Source organism: Mesorhizobium sp. (genome assembly GCF_024509055.1).
Classification (GTDB): domain Bacteria; phylum Pseudomonadota; class Alphaproteobacteria; order Rhizobiales; family Rhizobiaceae; genus Mesorhizobium.
In genome coordinates, this window is record NZ_JANINM010000536.1 from 52,657 (window position 1) to 76,076 (window position 23,420).

Annotated in this window: 19 protein-coding genes; 18 read left to right on the top strand and 1 reads right to left on the bottom strand. The window is 64.0% G+C overall.

From position 1 onward, the window contains the following. The first annotated feature begins 1 nt into the window (after window position 1). The 8 genes from Q0L57_RS32245 (at window position 2) to Q0L57_RS32280 (ending at window position 10,818) form a co-directional block, all read left to right on the top strand. On the top strand, window positions 2-1,081 hold the full coding sequence (locus tag Q0L57_RS32245) for an amino acid ABC transporter permease (protein ID WP_296747141.1): 1,080 nt from the start codon (window positions 2-4) through the stop codon (window positions 1,079-1,081). Window positions 1,082-1,092: 11 nt separating this feature from the next. After that, window positions 1,093-1,848 carry an amino acid ABC transporter ATP-binding protein gene (locus Q0L57_RS32250; protein WP_296747142.1) on the top strand — a complete coding sequence of 252 codons (756 nt, stop codon included), beginning with the start codon at window positions 1,093-1,095 and terminating at the stop codon, window positions 1,846-1,848. Between the two features lie 36 nt (window positions 1,849-1,884). Further along, window positions 1,885-3,291: an FAD-binding oxidoreductase gene (locus Q0L57_RS32255; RefSeq protein WP_296747143.1), complete on the top strand. Its 1,407-nt coding sequence runs from the start codon at window positions 1,885-1,887 to the stop codon at window positions 3,289-3,291. A gap of 117 nt (window positions 3,292-3,408) precedes the next feature. Continuing rightward, window positions 3,409-5,079 carry a thiamine pyrophosphate-binding protein gene (locus Q0L57_RS32260; RefSeq protein ID WP_296747144.1) on the top strand — a complete coding sequence of 557 codons (1,671 nt, stop codon included), beginning with the start codon at window positions 3,409-3,411 and terminating at the stop codon, window positions 5,077-5,079. Next, on the top strand, window positions 5,076-7,172 hold the full coding sequence (locus Q0L57_RS32265; protein WP_296747145.1) for a hydantoinase/oxoprolinase family protein: 2,097 nt from the start codon (window positions 5,076-5,078) through the stop codon (window positions 7,170-7,172). The genes Q0L57_RS32260 and Q0L57_RS32265 overlap by 4 nt, the downstream gene beginning before the upstream one ends. Window positions 7,173-7,183: 11 nt before the next feature. Further along, window positions 7,184-8,800: a hydantoinase B/oxoprolinase family protein gene (locus tag Q0L57_RS32270; protein WP_296747161.1), complete on the top strand. Its 1,617-nt coding sequence runs from the start codon at window positions 7,184-7,186 to the stop codon at window positions 8,798-8,800. Then, window positions 8,800-10,002, top strand: coding sequence for a pyridoxal phosphate-dependent aminotransferase (locus Q0L57_RS32275; RefSeq protein ID WP_296747146.1), 1,203 nt, complete (start codon window positions 8,800-8,802; stop codon window positions 10,000-10,002). Before Q0L57_RS32270 ends, Q0L57_RS32275 begins: the two co-directional genes overlap by 1 nt. A 3-nt stretch (window positions 10,003-10,005) precedes the next feature. Continuing rightward, window positions 10,006-10,818 carry an NAD(P)-dependent oxidoreductase gene (locus tag Q0L57_RS32280; RefSeq protein ID WP_296747147.1) on the top strand — a complete coding sequence of 271 codons (813 nt, stop codon included), beginning with the start codon at window positions 10,006-10,008 and terminating at the stop codon, window positions 10,816-10,818. A 33-nt stretch (window positions 10,819-10,851) separates the two neighbouring features. Here Q0L57_RS32280 and Q0L57_RS32285 read toward each other — a convergent pair whose 3' ends face one another. Then, complete coding sequence (locus Q0L57_RS32285; RefSeq protein ID WP_296747148.1) at window positions 10,852-12,282, bottom strand: NAD-dependent succinate-semialdehyde dehydrogenase; 1,431 nt, start codon at window positions 12,280-12,282, stop codon at window positions 10,852-10,854. 132 nt (window positions 12,283-12,414) lie between these two features. On the opposite strand from Q0L57_RS32285, the gene Q0L57_RS32290 reads away from it, so the two are divergent. The 10 genes from Q0L57_RS32290 (at window position 12,415) to Q0L57_RS32335 (ending at window position 23,419) form a co-directional block, all read left to right on the top strand. Next, window positions 12,415-13,092: a GntR family transcriptional regulator gene (locus tag Q0L57_RS32290; RefSeq protein ID WP_296747149.1), complete on the top strand. Its 678-nt coding sequence runs from the start codon at window positions 12,415-12,417 to the stop codon at window positions 13,090-13,092. A 5-nt stretch (window positions 13,093-13,097) separates the two neighbouring features. Further along, window positions 13,098-14,090, top strand: a complete 993-nt coding sequence (locus Q0L57_RS32295; RefSeq protein ID WP_296747162.1) for a proline racemase family protein — start codon at window positions 13,098-13,100, stop codon at window positions 14,088-14,090. Window positions 14,091-14,119: 29 nt separating this feature from the next. After that, complete coding sequence (locus tag Q0L57_RS32300) at window positions 14,120-14,962, top strand: transporter substrate-binding domain-containing protein (RefSeq protein ID WP_296747150.1); 843 nt, start codon at window positions 14,120-14,122, stop codon at window positions 14,960-14,962. 89 nt (window positions 14,963-15,051) lie between these two features. After that, window positions 15,052-15,708, top strand: coding sequence for an amino acid ABC transporter permease (locus tag Q0L57_RS32305; protein ID WP_296747151.1), 657 nt, complete (start codon window positions 15,052-15,054; stop codon window positions 15,706-15,708). Next, on the top strand, window positions 15,705-16,559 hold the full coding sequence (locus Q0L57_RS32310; RefSeq protein ID WP_296747152.1) for an amino acid ABC transporter ATP-binding protein: 855 nt from the start codon (window positions 15,705-15,707) through the stop codon (window positions 16,557-16,559). Before Q0L57_RS32305 ends, Q0L57_RS32310 begins: the two co-directional genes overlap by 4 nt. A 67-nt stretch (window positions 16,560-16,626) precedes the next feature. Continuing rightward, window positions 16,627-18,102 carry an aldehyde dehydrogenase family protein gene (locus tag Q0L57_RS32315; protein ID WP_296747153.1) on the top strand — a complete coding sequence of 492 codons (1,476 nt, stop codon included), beginning with the start codon at window positions 16,627-16,629 and terminating at the stop codon, window positions 18,100-18,102. A 13-nt stretch (window positions 18,103-18,115) separates the two neighbouring features. Next, window positions 18,116-19,810 (top strand): GMC oxidoreductase, encoded by a 1,695-nt coding sequence (locus Q0L57_RS32320; RefSeq protein WP_296747154.1) that lies wholly within the window; start codon window positions 18,116-18,118, stop codon window positions 19,808-19,810. Window positions 19,811-19,824: 14 nt separating this feature from the next. Continuing rightward, complete coding sequence (locus Q0L57_RS32325; protein WP_296747155.1) at window positions 19,825-20,607, top strand: aldolase/citrate lyase family protein; 783 nt, start codon at window positions 19,825-19,827, stop codon at window positions 20,605-20,607. Window positions 20,608-20,629: 22 nt separating this feature from the next. After that, window positions 20,630-21,898, top strand: a complete 1,269-nt coding sequence (locus Q0L57_RS32330; RefSeq protein ID WP_296747156.1) for an FAD-dependent oxidoreductase — start codon at window positions 20,630-20,632, stop codon at window positions 21,896-21,898. A gap of 114 nt (window positions 21,899-22,012) precedes the next feature. Beyond that, complete coding sequence (locus tag Q0L57_RS32335; protein WP_296747157.1) at window positions 22,013-23,419, top strand: NAD(P)-dependent oxidoreductase; 1,407 nt, start codon at window positions 22,013-22,015, stop codon at window positions 23,417-23,419. Window position 23,420 lies beyond the last annotated feature (1 nt).

Genomic DNA, 23,420 nt, shown 5'->3' on the forward strand with positions numbered 1-23,420 from the left:
CATGGAGATGGTCATTGTCGCTCCCCCTGCCCCAGGCAAACTCGAGGACCTGAAGCGCCGCTTCTTCGCGACGCCGTTGCAGGCGATCCTGTCGCTGATCTCGCTGACGATCATGGTTTACCTGGCTTGGAAACTGCTCAACTGGGCGGTCTTTTCGGCCGTCTTCACCACCACCGGCGGACCGGAAGCCTGCCAGGCAGCCGCCGGCGCCTGCTGGTCGGTCATCGCGGCGAGATGGCGGATCATCCTCTTCGGTCTCTATCCCTATGAGGAGCAGTGGCGCTCCGCACTGGCCTGCGTGAGCGTGGTGGTCATGACGGTGCTGAGCTGCATTCCGGCCTTCTGGACCGGACGCCGCATCACGCTCGTGTGGGGGATCGGAACCGCGCTCTTTTATGTGCTGATGAAGGGTGGCGTGCTCGGCCTGCCCTATGTCGGCGAGGAGACCTGGGGCGGGTTGGCGCTGACGCTGTTCATCTTCGTCACGACTTGCCTGATCGGCTTCCCGCTGGCGATCTGCCTGGCGCTGCTGCGTCGCTCCGAGCTGCCCTGGATTTCGCGAACCACCGGATTGATCATCGACGCGGTCCGTTCGCTGCCGCTGATCTCGATCCTGTTCACCTTTGCCATCGTGCTGCCTTTCGCCATGCCGCAATGGCTGGTGGGCGACAAGCTCTATAGGGTCATCGTCGGTTCGGCCTTGTTCTTCTCGGCCTATCAGGCCGAGATCGTGCGAGGCGGCATGCAGGGCGTTCCGACGGGACAGGAGGAAGCCGCCATGGCGCTCGGCATGAGCTACTGGCAGCGCATCAGCCGCATCCTCCTGCCCCAGGCCATGCGCAACGCGCTTCCGGCGACGATCAACCAGTTCGTCATCTCGTTCAAGGAAACCTCGCTGGTGGTCATCGTCGGCTTCTTCGAGATCCTGGCGTCCGGCAATGCCGCCTACGGGACTGGCGAATGGCGCTTCGCCTATGTCGAGGTCTACGCCTTCATCGCCTTCATCTATTTCGTCTTCGTCTTCAGCCTCTCCCGCTACGGCGCCTTCCTTGAGCGCCGCATGTCGGTCGGCGAAAGGTAAGGGCCGCGCCAATGATTTCGACGCAACCTACAGGCCCTGCGGTCCGGATCGAGAATCTCGACAAATATTATGGCTCGTTCCACGCGCTGCGGAACGTGAACCTTTCGGTCGAGCGGGGCGAAAAGATCGTCATTTGCGGTCCCTCGGGCTCTGGCAAATCCACCATGATCCGCTGCATCAACCGGCTCGAGCAGCACAATGGCGGCCGCATCACCGTGCTCGGCACCGAACTCGACGACGACGTCGGCAACATCGACGGTATCAGGCGCGAAGTCGGCATGGTGTTCCAGCACTTCAACCTGTTCCCGCACATGACCGTGCTGGAGAACTGCATGATCGCGCCGATGATCGTACGCAAGCAGCCGCGCGCGGAGGTTGAGGCAACGGCCCAGCGTTATCTGGAGAAGGTGCGCATCCCGGAGCAGGCGATGAAGTTCCCCGGCCAGCTCTCCGGCGGGCAGCAGCAGCGTGTGGCGATCGCACGCGCGCTTTGCATGCAGCCGCAGATCATGCTGTTCGACGAGCCGACCTCGGCGCTCGACCCGGAAATGATTTCGGAAGTGCTGGACGTCATGGTGACGCTTGCTTCGGAGGGCATGACGATGATCTGTGTCACCCATGAGATGGGTTTCGCGCGCCGTGTCGCCGACCGGGTGATCTTCATGGATGCCGGCGAGATCGTCGAAGAGGCGCCGCCGGAAGAGTTCTTCACCGCTTCGCGGAGTGAGCGCACGCGGCAATTCCTATCGCAAGTGCTGGGCCATTGAGCCATAAGATCCAGCCGCAGTTCACACAGGTAAGCCATGGCCGATCCGACAGTCGCATTGCAGGAGATTCTCGGCCCGAAAGGCTGGCTTACCGGCGTCGACGCCCTGCCCTACCAGCGCGACTGGCTCGACCGTTACGGCGTCGCGCCCCTGGGCGTTGCCAGGCCGGCCAGCACGGCCGAAGTCGCGGCAGTCGTCACGGCATGCAGCGAGGCGGGCCTTGCCGTGGTCCCGCAAGGCGGCAACACCGGGCTGTGCGGCGGCGCCGTTGCCGGGCAGCCGAATGCGGTGATCGTCTCGCTTTCCCGAATGACTGCGATCGGCAAGCCGGACGCCGACAGCGGATCGATCCTGGTCGAGGCAGGCGTGGTGCTCGCCGCGCTGCACGAGGCGCTGGAGCCGCACGGCCTTATGTTCCCGATGCATCTCGGCGCGGAAGGCAGTGCCCGCATCGGCGGCCTGATCGGCACCAATGCCGGCGGCAGCCAGGCATTCCGTTATGGGATGATGCAGGATCTTGTTCTCGGCCTGGAAGTCGTGACGCCGGACGGCGCGGTGTGGGACGGCCTGCGCGCCGTGCAGAAGGACAATGCCGGCTATCAGTTGCGCAAGCTGTTTTGCGGCGCTGAAGGCACGCTCGGCATCGTCACGCGTGCGGTGCTTCGGCTCTACCCAACACCAAGGCAGCAGGCGAGCGCCCTTCTGGTGATGGCTGATTTTGCCGCCGCCGTTTCGTTCGGCGCCTTTCTGCGCGCCGAAGCCGGAGAGTTCCTTTCAGGCCTCGAATTCTTCTCCGATATCGGCCTGACACTGGCGCTCAAGCATCTGCCCGATCTTGCCTATCAATTGGACACCAGGGGTGATGTCTATCTGCTCGTCGAACTGGCCTCCGGCTCGACGCGTATTCCCCTGGATGAAATCCTCAGTTCGGCGTTGGAATGGGGTATGGAGCAAGGTCACGTCATCGATGGGGCGGTTGCCACGTCGGGCGCACAGCGGGCGCAATTCTGGCGGCTGCGCGAGGAACAGCCCGAGGGGCAGCGGCTGGAGGGCGCGCAACTCAAGCACGACATCTCGGTGCCGCCGGGCGCCATCGCCAGCTTCATCGAAGCCGGCGCGGGGCTCTGCGGCGATATTCTACCCGGCGTGCGGATCAACCCGTTCGGACATCTCGGCGACGGCAACATTCACTACAATCTATCGCCGCCGGAAGGCCGCACCGATTTCGAAGGCAAGGCGGCGGAGTTCGCAGCAGCGCTGGCGGCGCTCGCCACGAAGATAGGGGGCAGCTTCGCGGCCGAGCATGGGCTCGGGCGCGCCAAGATCGCGATGGCCGAGCAGAACCGGAGCTTCGTGGAGCGTGACCTCATGGCGCGGCTGAAGCAGGCGCTCGATCCGCTGCGCACGATGAACCCCGGTGTTTTGGTGCAAACAGCACAGTAAAGAAAAACTTTCGAATAGTCCGCATTTCTTGATTTCGCCTCGACCGGCCACAGTGCAGGTATAGTTGCGAAGGGCAGGCTCGGTCCGCCTGTCGCCAGTTTGAGAGGATGTCGAAGCATGGTCCGCAACGGCGGTCACCTTCTTGTCGAATGCCTGATCGCCTTGGGCGCGACCAAGAGCTTCGGCGTTCCCGGCGAATCCTATCTGGCCGTCCTCGACGCGCTGCACGATACCCAAGGCAAGCTGGACTATGTGCTGTGCCGCAACGAAGGCGGCGCGGCCTTCATGGCCTCCGCTTACGGCAAGCTGACCGGTTCGCCGGGCATCTGCTTCGTCACGCGCGGCCCCGGCGTGACCAATGCCGGTATCGGCGTGCATACAGCCATGCAGGACAGCTCGCCGATGATCCTCTTCGTCGGCCAGGTCGGCACCGATATGAAAGGGCGCGAGGCCTTCCAGGAAATCGACTACCGGGCAGTGTTCGGAACCGTGGCGAAATGGGCGGTCGAGATCGACGACGTTGCACGCCTGCCCGAAATCGTCGCCCGCGCCTGGACCACCGCGCTCACCGGACGGCCGGGCCCGGTCGTCGTCGCGCTGCCGGAAGACATGCTCACGACGGCGACAGACGCCCGGCCGCTCAGCGGACCGGCGTCGATTTTTGAAGCTGCGCCCAGTCAGGATGCGGTCGCATCGGCGCTCGGGTTGCTGTCCTCCGCGCAGAAGCCGGTCCTGCTGATGGGCGGCGCCAATTGGTCGGCCGAAGGTCGCGCCGCGCTCCAGGCTTTCGCCGAAGCCTCCGGCATCCCCGTCGTGGCAGCCTTTCGCTATCAGGACCAGTTCGACAACAATTCGCCGGTCTTCGTCGGCGAAGCCGGCGTCGGCATGGTGCCCCATGTCAAGAACCTGATCCGCGACGCCGATGTGATCCTTGCCGTCAATGTGCGCTTCGGCGAGATGACGACCGACGGCTACACGCTGCTGGAAGTCCCGGAACCGCGCCAGAAGCTGATCCATGTGCATGGTTCCGACCGCGAGATCGGCAAGATCTATGTACCGACGATCGGCATCCACGCCGGCCCGAACGCGTTCGCAAAGGCTCTCACCCCGATTGAAGGAAGTTGGGCCGATTGGCGCGCGGCGGCGCGCAAGGCTTACGAAGGAACGTTCGCCGCGCCGGTGCAGCCGGGCCCGGTCGACATGGTCGCGGTCAGCGCCTGGCTGCGCCAGAACCTGCCGGGTGACGTCATCCTCACCAATGGCGCCGGCAATTTCACCGTATGGCCGAACAAGTTCTTCAAGTTCGGACCGCAAGCCCGCCTGCTTGCTCCGCAATCCGGCGCCATGGGCTACGGCCTGCCGGCGGCGATCGCGGCCAAGGTCGCGCACCCTCGGCGCACGGTGGTCTGCTTCGCCGGCGACGGCGACTTCCAGATGAACTGCCAGGAACTCGGGACCGCCATGCAGGCCGGAGCGCAGCCGATCGTGCTCATCATCAACAACGGCATCTACGGCACGATCCGCGCGCATCAGGAGCGTAACTATCCCGCGCGCGTTTCCGGCACCTCGCTTGAGAATCCCGACTTCGTGGCGCTGGCAAAAGCCTATGGCTTCCACGCCGAGCGGGTCGAATCCACCGGGGATTTCGCGGCGGCTTTCGAAAGGGCGCTGAAGTCCACGACGGGCGCTGTCCTCGACATCGCCGTTTCGCCCGAAGCGCTCACGCCCCGGCAAACCCTCTCCCAGATGCGCGACGCCGCGCTCGCTTCGCAGAAGGCCAAGGCATGACCTCCAGAACTGACGACATCCGCCTCGGCGCGGACATCGGCGGCACCTTCACCGACATCGCCCTCGACGTACGGGGAGAGATGTTCTCGACCAAGGTGCTGACCAACTATTCCGCGCCCGAGCAGGCGATCCTCGACGGCATCGTTGTCGTCACTCGGGACGCCGGAATCACGCCCGCCGAGATCGGCATCATCATCCATGGCACGACGCTCGCCACCAACGCGCTCATCGAGCGTCGCGGCGCGAAGACGGCGCTGATCACGACGGAAGGGTTCCGCGACGTGATCGAGATGCGGACGGAGAACCGCTTCGAGCAATATGATCTGAACCTGAGGCTGCCGACGCCGCTGATCCCGCGAGAGGATCGCTTCACGGTCAAGGGCCGTATCGGCGCTGAAGGTCAGGAATTGCAGGCGCTCGACGAAGCAGCCCTGGAGGAAATTGCCGGGCATATCGCGGCCGGCGGGTTCGGCTCGGTGGCGATCGGCTTCATCCATGCATACGCCAATCCCGCCCACGAGCGCCGAGCGCGCGAGATCCTCTCGAAGAGGCTCAGCGTTCCGATTTCGATCAGCGCCGAAGTCTCGCCGCAGATGCGCGAGTTCGAGCGCTTCAACACGGTCTGCGCCAACGCCTATGTGCGGCCGCAGATGGCCGACTATCTCGCCCGCCTGCAGACGCGCCTGAAGGACATGGGCGCCGAGTGCCCTGTCTTCATGATCCATTCCGGCGGCGGGCTGATCTCGGTCGAAACGGCCTCGGAATTTCCTGTACGGCTGGTCGAATCCGGCCCCGCGGGCGGCGCCATCTTCGCCGCCGACATTGCCAGCCGCTTCGGCCTGGAAAAGGTCGTCTCCTACGACATGGGCGGCACCACCGCGAAGATCTGCCTGATCGAGGACTATGCGCCGCGCACGGCTAGAACTTTCGAAGTGGCGCGCACCTACCGCTTCTCGAAGGGCTCCGGCATGCCGATCTCCATTCCGGTGATCGAGATGATCGAGATCGGCGCCGGCGGCGGTTCCATAGCCTGGGTCGACGCAATGGGCCGCATCCAGACCGGACCCGAGAGCGCGGGATCCGAGCCGGGTCCAGCCTGCTACGGACGCGGCGGCAAGCGTCCGGCGATCACCGATGCGGACCTTGTGCTTGGCAAGCTCGATCCGGACAACTTCGCCGGCGGCGCGATCAAGCTCGACGCGGCGGCATCCGAGCAGGCCATCCTGCGAGACGTCGGCGAGCGGCTGTCGCTCGACGCGATGTCGACGGCCTTCGGCATCTGCGAGGTGGTCGACGAGAACATGGCGAACGCCGCCCGCGTCCATGCCGTCGAAAACGGCAAGAACATCTCCGACAATCTGATGATCGCCTTCGGTGGCGCGGCACCGCTTCACGCGGCGAGGCTGTGCGAGAAGCTCGGCATCGACCAGTGCATCGTGCCGAGGGGCGCCGGCGTCGGCTCGGCCATCGGCTTCCTCAAGGCACCGTTCGGCTACGAAGCGCTGGCGTCGAAACTCACGCGCCTGTCCCGGTTCAAACCAGCCGAAGTCAACGCCCTGCTGGCCGACCTCAAGGCATCCGCCGAAGGCTTCGTGCGAACGGGCGCCAGCGGCAGCTTCGTCTGCGAGATCACCGCCTTCATGCGCTATGCCGGGCAGGGTTGGGAAATCCCGGTGCAGCTATCGGACGAACCGTTCGGCGACGATGCCGTCACCAGCCTCAAGGCGCTGTTCGAGGCAAGCTATCAACGCTTCTTCGGCCGCGCCATCGAAGGGCTCGACGGGTTGGAGATCGAGATCGTCACGTGGTCGGTCAAGGCGACCGACGTTCGGCCGGCCGTTACGCGGCACGAACTGACCAAGGGCAAGAAGACGAGCGAACCCACGACGACCCGTGCGGTCTTCGATCCGGTTAGCGGCGCACCCCGCAGCTACGGCATTGTCGAGCGCGACACGCTTTGCGCCGGCGATCACGTGGCCGGTCCCGTCGTCATCGTGGAACGTGAGACATCCACCGTAGTCACCACGAGCTTCGACGCCGTCATCCAGAGCGATGGCGCGATCCTCCTGATCCGCAAAGGCAGCCAGGCATGAGCGACCCGGGCATGAACAGCATTGCCGAAATCCGCATGCAGGTCATGTGGAACCGGTTGATCTCGGTGGTCGAGGAACAGGCGCTGACGCTTCTGCGCACGGCCTTCTCGACCTCCGTGCGTGAATCCGGCGACCTCTCGGCCGGCGTCTTCGACCCGCGCGGCCAGATGCTGGCGCAGGCGGTCACCGGCACGCCGGGCCACGTCAACACCATGGCCGAAGCCGTGCTGCATTTCATGAACGAAATCCCGCGCGACACCATGTTCGAAGGCGACACCTACGTCACCAACGATCCGTGGCAGGGTACCGGCCATTTGCACGACATCACGATGGTGTCACCGTCCTTCCTGAACGGCGAGCTGGTGGCCTTCTTCGCCTGCACGGCGCATGTCGTCGATGTCGGCGGGCGCGGCTTCGGCGCCGACGGCAAGTCGGTCTATGAGGAAGGCATCCAGATTCCGATCATGAAGTTCGCGGAAAAGGGCAAGGTCAATCTCGACCTCGTCCGCATCCTGCGCGCCAATGTCCGCGAGCCGAACCAAGTCGTCGGCGATTTCTATTCTTTAGCCGCCTGCAACGAGGTCGGTCACCGCCGCCTGGTCGACATGATGAAGGAGATCGGCCTGGCATCGCTGGATGGGCTCGGCGACTTCATCTTCTCGCGCACCCGCGACGCCATGCTGGAGCGCATCAAGGCGCTGCCGAAAGGAAGCTGGTCGAACGAGCTGGTGACGGACGGATATGACGAGCCGGTCAAGCTGGCCGCCACGGTTTCGGTCCGTGACGACCATGTCGAAGTGGACTTCACCGGCACCGATCCGATGAGCCGCTGGGGCATCAACTGCCCGATCATCTACAGCAAGGCCTATGCCTGCTATGCCCTGAAATGCGTGGTCGCGCCGGACATCCCGAACAATGCCGCCTCGCTCGCCTTCTTCACCGTGTCTTCGCCGGTCAACATCCTGAATGCGGTGCGGCCCGCGCCCGTGGCGCTGCGCCATATCTTCGGCCACATGGTTCCCGATCTCGTGCTCGGCGCGCTCTCTCAGGCGCTTCCCGGCAAGATCCTCGCCGAAGGCGCCGGCGCGCTGTGGAACATCCACATCTCGGCTCGCCCGGCCGCAGGCATGTCCGGCCGCCGCGCCGAAGTGCTGATGTTCAATTCCGGCGGCATGGGCGCCCGACCCGAACTCGACGGATTGTCAGCGACGGCATTCCCGTCAGGCGTCCATACGATGCCGATCGAGGCGACGGAGCACACCGGCCCGATCGTGATCTGGCGCAAGGAGCTTCGCCCGGACTCCGGCGGCGATGGCGAGTTCCGCGGCGGCCTCGGGCAAATCATCGAGATCGCCGCGACCGAAGGCCACGAGTTCGACTTCTCCGCCATGTTCGACCGCGTGAACCACCCGCCGAGCGGGCGCAATGGCGGCAAGCCCGGCGTCGCCGGCGTGGTCAAGCTGGATGACGGCACGAAGATGCGCCCCAAGGGCTGGCAGCACGTGCCCGCGGGCCGCACATTGATCCTCGAGCTGCCGGGCGGCGGAGGCTATGGCGACCCGGCCAAGCGCGGCGCCGCTGCACGAGCCAACGACCGATCCAAGGGATACATCTCGGAGAACGACTGATGAGCTATGTTGCTTCGCGCCTGTCGGTGGTCAAGCCTTCCGCCTCGATGGCTGCGTCCCAGGCCGCCAAGGCGCTGCGCGCCAAGGGCGTGGACGTGATCGACCTTGGTTTGGGCGAGCCCGATTTCCCGACTCCGCTCCACATCATCGACGCCGCCCATTTCGCGGCCAAGGCCGGACAGACGCTCTACACCGCCGCAGCCGGCACGGCTGAGGTGCGTGAGGCCGTGGCAGGAAAGTTCCGCCGCGAGAACGGACTGGACTACACAGCCGACGACATCGTGGTGGCGAACGGCGCCAAGCAGATCATCTTCAACGCGCTGATGGCGACAGTGGAGCCCGGTGACGAGGCGATCCTGCCGGCGCCCTACTTCGTCTCCTATCCGGAGATGGTGAAGCTGCTTGGCGGCACGCCTGTCGTTGTCGAGTGCCCTGAGACCACCGGGTTCCGGCTGACGCCTGCTCTGCTGGAAAAGGCGATCACACCAAGAACCAAGTGGCTCTTCCTCAACATGCCGGGCAATCCTTCCGGCGCGGTCTATTCGCACTCCGATCTGAAGGCGCTGGGAGCCGTGCTGGCGAAGCACCCGCATGTGCTCATTCTCTCGGACGAGATCTACGAGCACATCCTGTTCGACGGGCGCGAATTCGTTTCTTTTGGAAAGGCTTGCCCAGAACTCAAGGACCGCACGCTGATCGTCAACGGCGTCTCGAAATCCTATGCGATGACCGGCTGGCGCGTCGGCTACGCGGCGGGACCGGCGCCGCTCGTCAAGGCAATGTCGACGATCCAGAGCCAGTCCTGCACCTCGGTGTGCTCGATCGCGCAGGCGGCGACCGTCGCCGCGCTCAACGGCCCGCAGGATGAGGTCGCTCGCTTTCGGCAAGCCTTCGAGGCCCGCCGCGACCTCGTCGTCGACGGTATCCGCAAGATCAATGGCCTGACACTTTCACCGCCGGAAGGCGCGTTCTACGCCTATATCGGCTGCGCCAGCCTGATCGGCCGCAAGACGCCCAAGGGCGACGTGCTGGAGGACGACACTGCGGTGGCGAAGTATCTGCTGAGTGAGGGCCGCGTGGCGTCGGTGCCCGGCGTCGCCTATGGACTTTCACCCTATTTCCGTATTTCGACGGCGACCGGGGAAGACGTGCTGGCTGAGGCGATCTCGCGGATCAACGCCGCCGTCGCGCAAGTGGAGTAGAGAATGCCGCATTACGAACGCATCCTGATCACCGGCGCCGCTGGCCGGCTTGGCTCGCAACTGCGCAAGGGGCTGGTGCCGCTCGCAGGCAAGATCCGCCTGGCAGGGCGCGAGCCTTTCGGCGATCTTGCCCCTCACGAGGAAGAGGCGGTCTTCGACCTCGCCGACATGGACGCGACGATCGCGGCGACCAGGGACTGCGACGCAATCGTGCATTTCGGCGGCGCTCCGCTCGAATGCAAATGGCAGACAATCCTCGATTCCAGCATCCGCGGCTCCTACCACATCTACGAAGGCGCCCGGAAACATGGCGTCAAGCGCGTCATCTACGCCTCGTCGGTGCATGCGATCGGCTATCACGAGGTCGAGGCGCATATCGGCGTCGACGCGCCGGTGCGGCCGGACAGCCTCTATGGCGTGTCGAAGAATTTCGTCGAAAGCCTCAGCCGGCTCTACTGGGACAAGTTCGGCATCGAAACCGCTTGCCTGCGCATCTTCTCGTCCTTCCCCGAGCCGGCCGACCGCCGCATGCTATGGTCGTACCTTTCATTCGATGATTGCGTTCGCTTGGTCGAGGCGGCGCTGACCGCCCCGCGCGTCGGCCACACAATCTCCTTCGGCATCTCGGACAATAAGGTGAAGACGGTCGACAACAGCGGAGCGAACCACCTGGGTTTCATCCCGCAAGACAGCGCCGAACCCTTCCGCGCCGCCGTCGAGGCCAAGACCCCCGTTCCCGATCCGAAGCGGCCATCGGTGAAGTATCTCGGCGGCTGGTTCTGCGAGCTCGGCCACCCGGACGACGAGCCGGCTTGACGCCGGCTCATCGGCAATGGCGGCAGCACCGCTTCAGACTTCCGTGACGAACTTAGTCCGCAGGTAGGCCTCCAGACCTTCGATCCCGGATTCCGATCCGTAGCCGGATTCGTTGACGCCGCCGAAAGGGGTCTCCGGCGTCGACACCATCATATGGTTGACGCCGACTAAGCCGGCATCAAGGGCCAGCTCGCTCTTCTGGGCAAGCGCCAAGTCGCGTGTGAACACGAAGGACGCCAGCCCGTAAGGAAGCGAGTTTGCACGCTCGATCACTTCGTCGAAGCTCGAGAAAGTGGTCGCGGGGGCGATCGGGCCGAACGGCTCTTCCGACATGATGCGCGCCGTATCGGGGACATCCCGCAGCAGCGTCGGTTCGTAGAAATATCCCGTGTTGCCACGACGCCGGCCGCCGGCGACCACCATGGCCCCATGAGACTGCGCGTCGGCGACGAAGCCGTCCATCGCTTCAAGGCGGCGCGGTGCGATCATCGGCCCCATCTGGACGCCCTCCTCGAGGCCGTTGCCGATCTTCAGGCGATTGGCGCGATCGGCGAAGCCTGAGAGGAAGGGTTCGTAGACCGCTTCATGGATGTAGAAGCGCGTCGGCGACGTGCAGACCTGCCCGGCATTGCGGAACTTGAAAGTCACCAGCGTGTCGAGCGTCTTTTCGAGATCGGCGTCCTTGTGGACGATCACCGGCGCATGGCCTCCGAGTTCCATCGTGCAGCGCTTGAGCGTATCCGCCGCCTGCTTCTGCAACAGCTTCCCGACGGCCGTCGAGCCAGTCAACGACACTTTCTTGATGATGGGCGATGCCAGCAGATAGCTGGACACCTCCGACGGAACACCGAAAACGATGTTGAGCACGCCGGCGGGCAGTCCCGCCTCCTGGAAGCAGCGGGCCATTGCGACCGCGGTACCGGGCGTCTCTTCGGCCGGCTTCAGGATGATCGAGCAGCCGGCGCCCAGCGCACCGGCGATTTTGCGGATGGTATTGCTGGCGGGAAAGTTCCAGGCGGCGAAGGCGGCCACCGGCCCGACCGGCTCCTTCAGGACCATCTGGCGGACGCCGGGCAACCTGGCGGGCACTATGCGGCCATAGGCGCGCTTGCCTTCCTCGGCGTACCACCGCGTGGCATCCGCGGCGAACTGGACTTCGCCGGTGGCTTCCGCCAGCGACTTGCCGTTCTCCATGGTCAATACCCGGGCGATCTCGGCCTTTCGCTGCTCGATCAGATCGGCGGCTTTTGACATGATCACCCAGCGCTGCTGCGCCGTCATTGCCTTCCATGTTTTGAAGCCTTGAGCTGCCGCGGTCAGCGCCTCGTCCAGGTCCGCGACACTGGCGTGAGGGACTTCGGCGAGGACTTCCTCGTTGGCGGGATTGATCAGCGGCTCCGATTTTCCTTCGGAGCCTCCCCGCCACACACCGGCGATCAGCAGCTCGACCTTTTCCGAATACATTGTCCGTTCTTCCTCTTGATCCTGACCGCCCTGAACAGCGCCACGCCGAATGCGTGCGTTCCCTGACGAGCGCCCTCAGCAATTTCCGCAGAGGGCGCTTGACTTGTATGCTGTATACAATATGGTGTCGACATGATTTTGCAACGATTTCCGAAACTGGCAGCCGCCATCCCCGAAAGCCTCGCCGAAATGCTGGAGGAGGAGATCATCCTGGGGCGCCTGAAATCCGAGGAGCGGTTGACGGAAGAGTTCGTCGCCGACCGTTACGGCGTCAGCCGCTCACCCGTTCGCGAAGCGCTGCGCCTGCTGGAGCGCGATGGCCTCGTCATCCGCGAGGCACGGCGCGGGATTTGGGTCGCGCCAATGTCGCAACGTGATTTCGACGAGGTCTATACTTGTCGGATCGCGCTTGAGGGCCTCGTCGCCCGTCAGGCTGCGGAATCCAGCGATGAGGAGCGCAAGAAAGAGTTCCGCGGCCTTCTGGTCGAGTTGAAGGAAGCCCAGGCCCGCAATGACGCCCGGCAGTTCTTCACCGTCGATGTCCGCGGGTCGGCCCTGGTCTACGATCTGGCCGCCAATCGCACGTTGACCCGGCTGCTGCAGGGACTGGAGAAGCAGGCGCTGCGCTATCGCTTCCACGCTTACGAGCAGGACCCCAAGATCGTGAAATTGTCGCTGGACGATACGGCGCGCATCTACGATGCGATCACTGCCGGCGATGGCGAAGCATCGCAGGCGATGACGGAGAAGCTCATCCGCGAGATCTGGCAAAGCATGCGCGAAAAGGTTCGCGACTACTTCGGTCAGTGACTGCCATGGTCGTGTTCAACGCATCCTTTTCCGTTGTCGATAGCCACACCGCCGGGCATCCGACACGCGTGATTTTCAGCGGCATTCCCCGGCTCGATGGTCGAACTGTGCGAGAGCGCCGCGACGATTTTCGCAACCGTTTCGACGATTTGCGCACCGCCCTCCTGCATGAGCCGCGCGGTCACGCCGCAATGGTGGGGCTCGTTCCCGTGCAGTCCGATGTGGCGGACTACGGCGCGTTCTTCATCTCGTCATACGTCTATCTCGACATGTGCGGTCACGGCACGATCGGCTTTGCCAAGACGCTCGCCTTCACGGGGCAGATCGGCCCATCGACGGGAAACAGCTTCACGCTCGAGACGCCGGCAGGCGTCGTCACCGTCGGACTTGTCTGGAACGAGAGCGGCGCGCTGGAAACGGTGCGCCTCAAGAATGTGCCCAGTTACGTAGGCTTGGAGGGGCTTGAGGTCGACGTTGTCGACATCGGCAAGGTTCGGACCGATATCGTCTATGGCGGCATGTGGTATGCCCTCGTCGACGCAGCGCAACTGGGACTGGAGCTTGCCCCGGATCGAGCGTCGCAGCTGATGCTCAAGGGCTCCGCCATCAAGAAGGCTACCAAGGAGGCGATCTCCGGCATGCCGCTTTTTGCCGGCGCGGCAGCGCCGAGCGTCCTCTTCTACGCAGCCGATACGCCTGACAGCGCGACGCATTTCCTGGTGCTTGAAACGAACAAGTACGATCGCTCGCCTTGCGGCACCGGAACGTCGGCCCGCCTGGCGCACCTTCTGCACACGGGCGCCCTTCGGCCCGATCAGGTCTATCGCGCCCGCAACATATTCGGCATCCCGTTCGAAGCCCGCCTTTCCGAAACGGTCAAGGTTGGGGAGCGGGAGGCCGCAATCGTCGAGATCGAAGGCAGCGCCTTCATCACCTCGGCGCAGACAATCTTCTTCGAAGCGGATGATCCGCTCTCGAAGGGATTCCTCAGTCGTTAACAACCCAACCACAAGAAAAGGGGAACGTCATGATTTCGTTCAACTTCAGCAAGCTATTCGCGGCGGCGACCGTCGCGCTCTCCCTTCTCGCGGCGCCGGTGGCGGCGGTCGCGGATGACAATCCGTCGGCCGTGCTCGACCAGATCCGCGCCTCCGGTGTTCTCAAGGCGCCCGTCATGGTCGGCGAGGAGCCCGGCTACATCAAGGACCCAGCGACCGGTCAATGGAGCGGCTTCTACGTGGAATTCCTCACCGAGATCGCCACCGAGCTCGGCGTCAAGCTGCAGCCGGTTGAGACGACCTGGGGCAATCTTGCCGCCGACTTCCAGGCCAACAAGATCGACATCGCCATCGGCGTCAATCCGAACCCGAAGCGCGGCCTCGTGGTCGACTATTTGTGGGAACCGCTGTTCACCGATGCGTGGGCCGTGCTGACTCCCGTGGGCAAGCCGGTCAAGACCTGGGCCGAGCTCAACGATCCGTCCAAGACGGTGGTCGTCCAGAAGGGCTCGACGATGCAGATCGTCGCCGAGGCGCTTCTACCCAAGGCGAAGATCACGCCGGTAGAAGATCGTGGACTCGCCCTGATGGAACTGCAGTCCGGACGCACGGACGGCGTCCTGCTGTCGATCTTCGACGCGCTGCAGGTTTCGGAAAAGAAGATCGGCGAGGTTTCCCTGCCTGAGCCGATCCTGCGCAACCCCGCAACGCTGGCCGTTGCCCGCAAGCCTGGCAATGCCGGCTACATCAACTTCCTGACCAACTGGATCGAGCAGCAGCGCTCGCTCGGCCAGGCACAGGGCAAGCTGGCGCGCGCCTGGGAGGCACGCGGCATCGATCTCTCCATCCTGCCCAAGGGTTTCAGCTTCTGATCGCTGATCCACACCAGGCTTGACCGCTTTCCGGAGCGGTCGAGCTTTTCTCGGCGCGTTCAGCTCCGCCGACGACACGAGCACTGATCATGTTTGATTTCACCGTACTGACCAACAACTGGCCCCTGCTCTGGGACGGCCTGCTGATGACGCTGTACTTCACCGTCATCACCATTCTGGCGGGCCTCGTCATCGGTTTGATCGTCGGCCTCATCCAGCTCAGCACCTTCCGGCCTCTCGTGCTGCTCGGCCAGATCTACGTCGAGTTCTTCCGCAACATACCGCTCTTGGTGACGCTGCTCTGGGTCTACTACGCCTTTCCGATCTTCGCCGGAGTCAACGTGACGAAGTTCTGGGCGGGCTTTATCGGCCTCAGCTGCTATGTCGGTTCCTTCTATGCGGAAATCCTGCGCGCCGGTGTCCAGTCAATCGACCAGGGGCAAACCGACGCCGCAACCGCCATCGGCATGTCCTACAGCCAGCGCATGCGCCGCATCATCCTCCCGCAGGCCTTTCGCCGGATGATCCCGCCGCTCGCCGGCCAGTCGATCATCCAGATGAAGAACACGACCCTGCTCTCGATGATCACCGTGCCTGACCTGCTCTACCAGGCCAGCTACATCTCCTCCTTCACCTATCGGCCGATGGAGGTCTACACCGCCGTCGGCGCGATCTTCCTCATCATCCTGGTGCCGCTGACCTACCTGGCGCGCAAACTGGAAAAGAGAGGGATGATGTCCAAATGATCAGCAATCCAATATCCCCACGGCCCGATGGCGCAAACGCCAGGCAGGTCCTGCAGCTGGAAAGCATCTGCCTGGACTTCGCCGCCAAGCGGGTCCTGCACGGTGTCGACCTGAAAGTAGCCGAAGGCGAGGTGGTCGTCCTGATCGGCGCAAGCGGCTCGGGCAAGACATCGCTTCTGCGCTGCATCAACCTCCTCAACAGCCCTACCAGCGGCCGCATCGTCATCGACAGCGAGACGATCTTCGACCGCCAGACCGGCGGCGGCCGCGAGATCGCCAAGCAGGAGGTCAACAGGATCCGCGCCAAGACCGGCATGGTCTTCCAGCAGTTCAACCTGTTCCCGCACATGACGGCGCTTCAGAACGTCATGGAAGGGCCGGTGACGGTCAAGAAAGAGCCCGCGGGCGCGGCCTGCGACAAGGCCATGCAGCTCCTCAAGACCATGGGATTGGAGCAGCACGCCGACAAACTTCCGCGTCAGCTTTCCGGCGGCCAGCAGCAACGCGTCGCGATCGCGCGCGCCATGGCCATGCAGCCGAAGGTCATGCTTTTCGACGAACCGACATCGGCGCTCGATCCGGAGCTCGTCGGCGAGGTCATGAAGGCCATGGTCGAGCTGGCCAAGAGCGGCATGACCATGGTGATCGTGACGCACGAATTGGGCTTCGCTTTCGAGATCGCCGATCGCATCGTCTTCCTCGACCAGGGCCTGGTCGCCGAGGAAGGTCCGCCGCAGAAGATACTGCTCCACCCCACGCACGAGCGGCTGAAGAGCTTCGTCGGCCGCTTCCATGAATCGGCGGACATGCTGCGCCCGTTTCTGGAAGCCATGCACGCCGACAGCGCGTGAGCCGTGGCTCCCGCCGCGCCGCAACGCCCAGCGATCGTGGCCAATACGCTTCCGAAAAGGAAAGAACATGCTGAGTTTTGATCCGAAAATCGTCGATGTCCCCAAAGGCCATCATATCGGCGGCCGATACCTCGATCTCCCGGGCAGCGAGATCGAGGTGCTTCGTCCGTCGGACCAGCAGGCGATGGGCGTCGTCAACGATGGTGGCGAAGCCGCTGTCGACCTTGCGGTCAAGGCCGCGAAGGAGGCGCTCAAGGCAAGCAAATGGGCAAAGATAGCGCCACGGGAGCGCGCGAAGATTCTGTTCCGCTTCGCGCAGCTGATCGAGGAAAACAACCTCGACCTCGGCCGGCTTGAAGCCATGGGATCGAGCCGCCTGATTTCGGGCACGGTGATCGGCGACGCCATCCGAACGGCCGGCGTCGTGCGCTACTTCGCGGAGTATTGCGACAAGCTCGAAGGGATCGTCACCGCCACCGAAAGCAACACGCTGAGCTACGTAAAGCGCGAGCCCTACGGCATTGTCGGCGCCGTCGTGCCGTGGAACTTCCCCATGATCACGGCCGCCTGGAAATTCGCCCCGGCGCTCGCCGCGGGCAACGCCGTCGTCATGAAGACTTCCGAGCTCACGCCGCATAGCCTTCTCGCGCTTGCCGAACTCGCGGCGAAGGCCGGTCTGCCGGCCGGCTTGTTGAACGTCATCAACGGATATGGACACACGACTGGCGCCGCCATCGTTCGCCATCCCGATGTGATGATGATCTCCTTCACCGGATCGACCAACACCGGTGCGGCGATCATGTCGCTGGCGGCGCAGTCCGGCATCAAGCCGGTGACATTGGAGCTCGGCGGCAAGAGCCCTCAATTGGTGCTCGCCGATGCCGGCGATCTCGATGTCGTGGCCAGCCGCGTGTCGGCCGCCTTCATGGCCAATGCCGGCCAGGTCTGCACCGCGGGTTCACGCATTCTCGTCGAGAGGAAGATCGCCGACGAACTGGTCGGGCGCATCATCGGCAAGACGAAGGAAATCAAGGCGGGTCCGACCTGGGACGAGGCCACGACCTTTGCCCCGATCATCAGCCGCAGGCAACTCGACCGGATCGACGGCATGATCCGGCAGACCGTCGGCGAAGGCGGTTCGTTGATCGCGGGCGGCGCGCCGCTCGAGACACGCAACGAGGGCAACTTCTACGCTCCGACGCTGCTGGAAAACGTCGATGAGAACAACATCGGCTTCCGCGAGGAGTTCTTCGGTCCCGTGGCGACGATCAGCACCTTCACCGATATCGAAGAGGGCATAGCGCTTGCCGCTCATCCGACTTACGGGCTTTCCGCAAGCGTCCATACCACGGACCTGAAGAAGGCGTTGAAGGCGGCCGACGGCATCGAGGCCGGCATGGTGTGGGTGAACCAGCACGGCCGCAGCCCGGAATTCACCTACACCGCCGGCGGCTACAAGGGCTCCGGATTCGGGAAGGATATGGGGCGGGCAGGCTTCGCGGAGTTCACCAGGCAAAAAGCCGTCTGGGTCAACTACGCCTGAAACGAGCCACATCATGCATTTCGATTACATTATCGTCGGCGGCGGCTCTGCCGGAGCCGTGCTTGCCAGCCGGCTCTCCGAAAACGGAACCAAACAGGTTGCGCTGTTCGAAGCAGGCCCGGACACGCCGCCGGACGACGTCCCCGATATCATCGCCGACAGCTATCCCGGACTGTCCTATTTCGACCCGAAATACCATTGGACCGAGCTCAGGGTTTACAACCGCTCCCCAAAGCTGAACTCGCAACCACCCAAGACCGCTAAGCTCGAGCAGGCGAAGGTCATGGGTGGCGGCTCCAGCATCAACGGCCAGTTCGCCGTGCGCGGCCTCCCGCACGACTATGACGAATGGGAGAGCCTCGGCCTGAAGGGCTGGGGGTGGGAAGGTATGCTTCCCTACCTGAAGAAACTCGAGCGCGATCTCGATTTCGACGGCGCGTTGCACAACAAGGCCGGCAACATCCCGATCCGTCGCGTGTTTCCGCCGGAATGGGCGGGCTTCACGAAATCGGTGCTGAGGGCGACCGAACAGGACTATCCCTACCAACCCGACTACAATGGCAGCTTCGACGACGGCTCCTTCCCCTTGCCGCTGTCCAACGAGAACGACCGTCGTGTTTCGACGGCGGTCGGTTACCTCCACAGCCGGGCGCGCGCCAGGAAGAACCTGCATATCTTCGCCAACGCCTTCGTCGAAGGGCTGGTAAGCGAAGGTACGCGCATCGTCGGCGCCAGCGTCACGATCAATGGCGGAACCAGGACCTACAGGGCCGGCGAAGTGATCGTGGCTGCCGGCGCGCTGCATTCGCCGGCGATCCTCATGCGCGCCGGCATTGGTCCAGCAGCGCAACTGTCCCGGCTGGGGATCGAGGTCGTCGCGGACGTGCCCGGCGTCGGCGAGAACCTGACCGACCATCCCCATATCGCCGTCGGCGCCCATTTCAAGAAATCGGCCCGGCTGCGGCCAGGCCAGCGTCGGCACATCTTCTTAGGCGTCCGCTACTCTTCCAACGTTGCCGGCTGCCACCCCGGAGACATGCTCCTGATGCCGGTCAACCGCGCCGGATGGCATCCGCTGGGCAAGGCGATGGGCGCGCTCAATGTCTGCGTGAACAAGTCTTATTCTCGTGGGACCGTGACGTTGAGGTCGCCGAACCAGACCGACGAGCCGATCGTCGACCTGAACATGGCCTCTGACGGCCGTGACCTCATGCGCCTGGTCGACGGCTTCAAGCGCATTTACCGCATCATGACGGCCCCCGATGTCCAGGCCCATGTCAACACCTGGTTCCTGGCCGGCTACAGCGACGAAGCGCGGGCGCTCAGCGTGCGCAAAGCCTCGAACTGGATCAAGACGGCAAGCGCCGCCTACGCCTTCGACTATCTGCCGTTCTTCCGCGAGGCGTTGCTGAAGCGCAAATTCGGCACCACCGACCGCATGCACAAGATGATGCAGGACGAGGACCTGATCGCCGACTGGGTGAAGCAGTCGGTATGGTCCGGCTGGCATGTGTCGGGCACCTGCAAGATGGGCGCCGAAAGCGATCCGCTCGCGGTCCTCGACGGCGAATGCCGCGTGCGCGGCGTGCAGGGGCTGCGCGTCGTCGATGCCTCGATCATGCCGACCATCATCGCCGCCAACACCAACATCACCACGATCGCGATCGCCGAAAAGGCATCCGATCTCATCCTCAATTCCGCAGCTTGAAAGGACGAAGGACCATGCGCAGGAACAAGGTAAGGGACATCTGGGCAGCCGGCGGTGAAGCGGTGACGGGATGGCTGGGCATCCCCTCCTCTATCTCGGCGGAACTGATGGCGCAGCAGGGCTGGGACGCGGTGACGGTCGATCTCCAACACGGCGCGACCGACTATGTCGACATGGTCCCGATGCTCCAGGCCATTTCCATCACGGACGCGGCGCCCTTCGTGCGCGTTCCGTGGAATGACCCGTCAATCATCGGCAAGGTACTGGATGCGGGCGCCTATGGTGTCATCTGCCCGATGGTCAACACCGCCGCCGAAGCCGATGCCTTCGTCAGGGCCTGCCGTTACTTCCCGAAGGGCGGCCGCTCGGTCGGCCCGCTGCGCGCCTCGCTCTACGCCGGCCCGGACTATTTCAAGCATGCCAACGAGACGGTCATCACAATGGCGATGATCGAGAGCGAACAGGCGGTCAAGAACCTCGAGGACATCCTCAAGACACCGGGCCTCGACGCGATCTTCGTCGGCCCGTCCGATCTCGCCGTCACCATGGGCGAGGCGCCCGGCTTCGACCCGCGCTACCCGGCCGTCTACGAGGCAATCGAATACATCGCCGCCAAATGCAAGGAAGCGGGTGTCATCCCGGGCATCCATTGCGGGTCGGTCGCCTATGGCGTGGACATGCGCAAGCTGGGCTACCGGTTCATGGCCTACCTTTCCGATTTCCGCATGCTGCAGCAGATCGTATCGCGCTCGCTGCCGGCATTCCGGGCCGGCGCCGTCAGCGACCTGACGCCATAACGGCGTAGCGAGGGCAATCGGCATGCGGGGCGATCGCTGTGGCGCAGGCAGGAAGGTGACCGTCATCGGCGCGGGCATCGTTGGCGTCTGCAGTGCCAACTATCTGCTGAAGCAGGGCTTCGAGGTCGAGGTGATCGACCCGGCTTTGCCGGGATCGGAAGACCAGTGCTCATACGGCAATGCCGGCGGCATATGTCCGGGATCCTGCATACCGAACTCCATGCCCGGCGTGTGGAAGAATGTCCCGAAATGGCTGATGGACCCGGAAGGGCCGCTTTATGTGCGGCTGGCCTACCTGCCGCACGCCCTGCCGTGGCTGCTGCGTTTCCTGGCCGCGAGTCGAAAGTCGCGCGTCGAGGAGATCTCGGCGGCGATGCGCGCGCTGCACCGCTACACCTTCGAATGCTACGAGCCGTTGATGAAGGAGGCGGGCTGCGAGGAACTCCTGCAGAAACGCGGCCAGCTCTTCGTCTACGAAAGCGCGGACGGGCCCGGCAAGGGCAGCTACGGCCTCGACCTGCGTCGCTCGCACGGCGTGCGGGTCGACATTCTCAATGCCGACGAAATCCGGCAGTTGGAGCCCGCCCTGGCGTCGATCTTCAAGAGCGCGGTCTATCTGCCGGAACAAGGCCAGTGTCCGAATCCCGGCCGGCTGGTGCTGAAACTGGCGGAAAACGCCGCACGTCAGGGCGCGAGCTTCGTGCGAGCGCGTGTCGCGGATTTCGAAACCAACGGACAGGAACTGAAGGCGGTCGTTCTGGAAGGCGGCGAGCGCCGCGCGGTCGACCAGACGGTCCTTTCCGCCGGCGCCTGGTCGGCCGACCTTGCCCGCAAGCTCGGCAATCGCATCCCCTTCGAGACGGAGCGCGGCTACCACGTGATGGTGAAGGGCGCCGACACGGGGCTGCGGATCCAGACCATTTCGGCAGACCGCAAGTTCGTCGCCTCCCCCATGGAAGATGGATTGCGCATCGCCGGAAACGTGGAGTTCTCCGGCCTGACGCAGCCGCCCAACATGTTCCGTGCCGACGCGCTGCTGAAGCAGGCCAGGCCCATGTTCAGGAAGTTCCGCGATGGCGAGGTGAGCCGATGGATGGGCCATCGGCCAGGGACGCCCGACAGCATTCCCGTCATCGACCGTGCGAGGCGCGCCCGCAACGTCATCTATGCGTTCGGCCACGGGCATCAGGGGCTGATCGCCGGATCGGTCACAGGCAAGCTTGTCGCCGAGCTGGCGGCGGGGTTGCCGACGACGGTCGACCTGTCGCCTTTCAGGGCCGACAGGTTCTAGATCGATCGCTGGACGATGCTGGCGATTTCCTCGCTGCGACCCAGGTAGACGCTTCGCGCCTATCCTGCCGGCGCTTGAATGGTGTAGCTGGGACAGTCCGGAGGAAACGGTTTCATGACGTCAGCCAATGTTCTGATTTGCGACTTTGTCGGCCTCCGGTTCGGGGTCGACGGCAATCCCGACCACAGTGAGGTGAAGGCCCACATCGAGGCCAAGGACGGTGTGTTCCACCAGACCGGTGTCGGTGGGGCCGGTCCCCTTGATCCCGGCAAGCTGCATTTCTTCTACCTGCCTCAATTGAGCACGCGGGAGGAGTTGCTGGCCGAGGCCGGCGACGGCCGCTACGACGCTGTCATCGCCGCCGCGACCTTCATTCCGGCGGAAACCAGGTTTCGCCTTGGCGGCGTGCGCATCGGCGCCGGTACCGGCAACATGGGCTCGGCATCGTGGGGCGGCGGTAGCGGAGAAGGCGGCGAAGCACCCCTTATGAACACGCCGGGCATCAACAGCCGCGCCACCGCCCAAATGGCCATGAAGGCGCTGCTGAAAGTCAGACCCGACCTGCCGGTGGACAGGCTCAACGCTCTGGTTGCCAGCGGGCGTTTCGATACAGGAAAAGACCTGCCACAATACCCGACCGAGAAGCTCGAAGGCAAGAAGCTGGCCGTCATCGGCTATGGCAACATCGGTCGGGAATTCGCCAGGCTCGGCCAGGCCTTCGGCATGCGCGTCGCCATCCATGCGCGCCCACGCCACCGGAAATGGATCGAGTTGGAAGGTTTCGACTACGCTGCAACCATGGTGGACGCGGCGCGCGACGCGGATGTGCTGTCGGTTCACCTTGGACTGGGCGCTTTCGATGCTGGCCAGCAGCGCTACGCCAACGCCGGTCTGATCGGCGACGAGGTGCTTTCTGCGCTCAACCATGGCGCCGTGCTCATCAATTACGATCGCGGCGAACTGGTCGACGTGGTTGCGCTTGAGCGCGCACTAGGGTCAGGTCGCGTTTCCCACGCGGCGATCGACGCCGACCTGTTCACCGGCGGCGAGACGCTGTCGGGCCCAATGCTGCCTTATCTCGGGCTTGTCGAAAGATACCGCGAGCGTCTCGAGCTTCTCCCTCACGCCGCCGCCGACACGGACCATCCTTCCCGCGTCGCGGGCGCCAAACAGGCGGTCGATCAGATATTCGCGGCCGTCGTGGAGCATCGGGTCTACAATTTGAAGGGATCGCTGCCGCCTGGGTTCGTCGACATGGGAGCGAAAGTCCCGCCCGGGATCGGCGGTATCAGTCCTCGGCATCTGACGACCCTGGCCGAGGATCAGTCTGCGGTCGCCGATCTCGCCCGGTCGAGCGCCCTTGTCGCCGCGTTCTGGGAACGCATCCTGGCTGCTTCTGCGGAAGAACGATCGGCCCTGATCGCCGCCGGCGGTGAAGCCTTTGCCGAGGCCGCGAACCGCCTCTCCACGCTCCTGCGCACGCATCATCTTTCCGGGCCGTTCGCATCGGAGCGGACTTGAA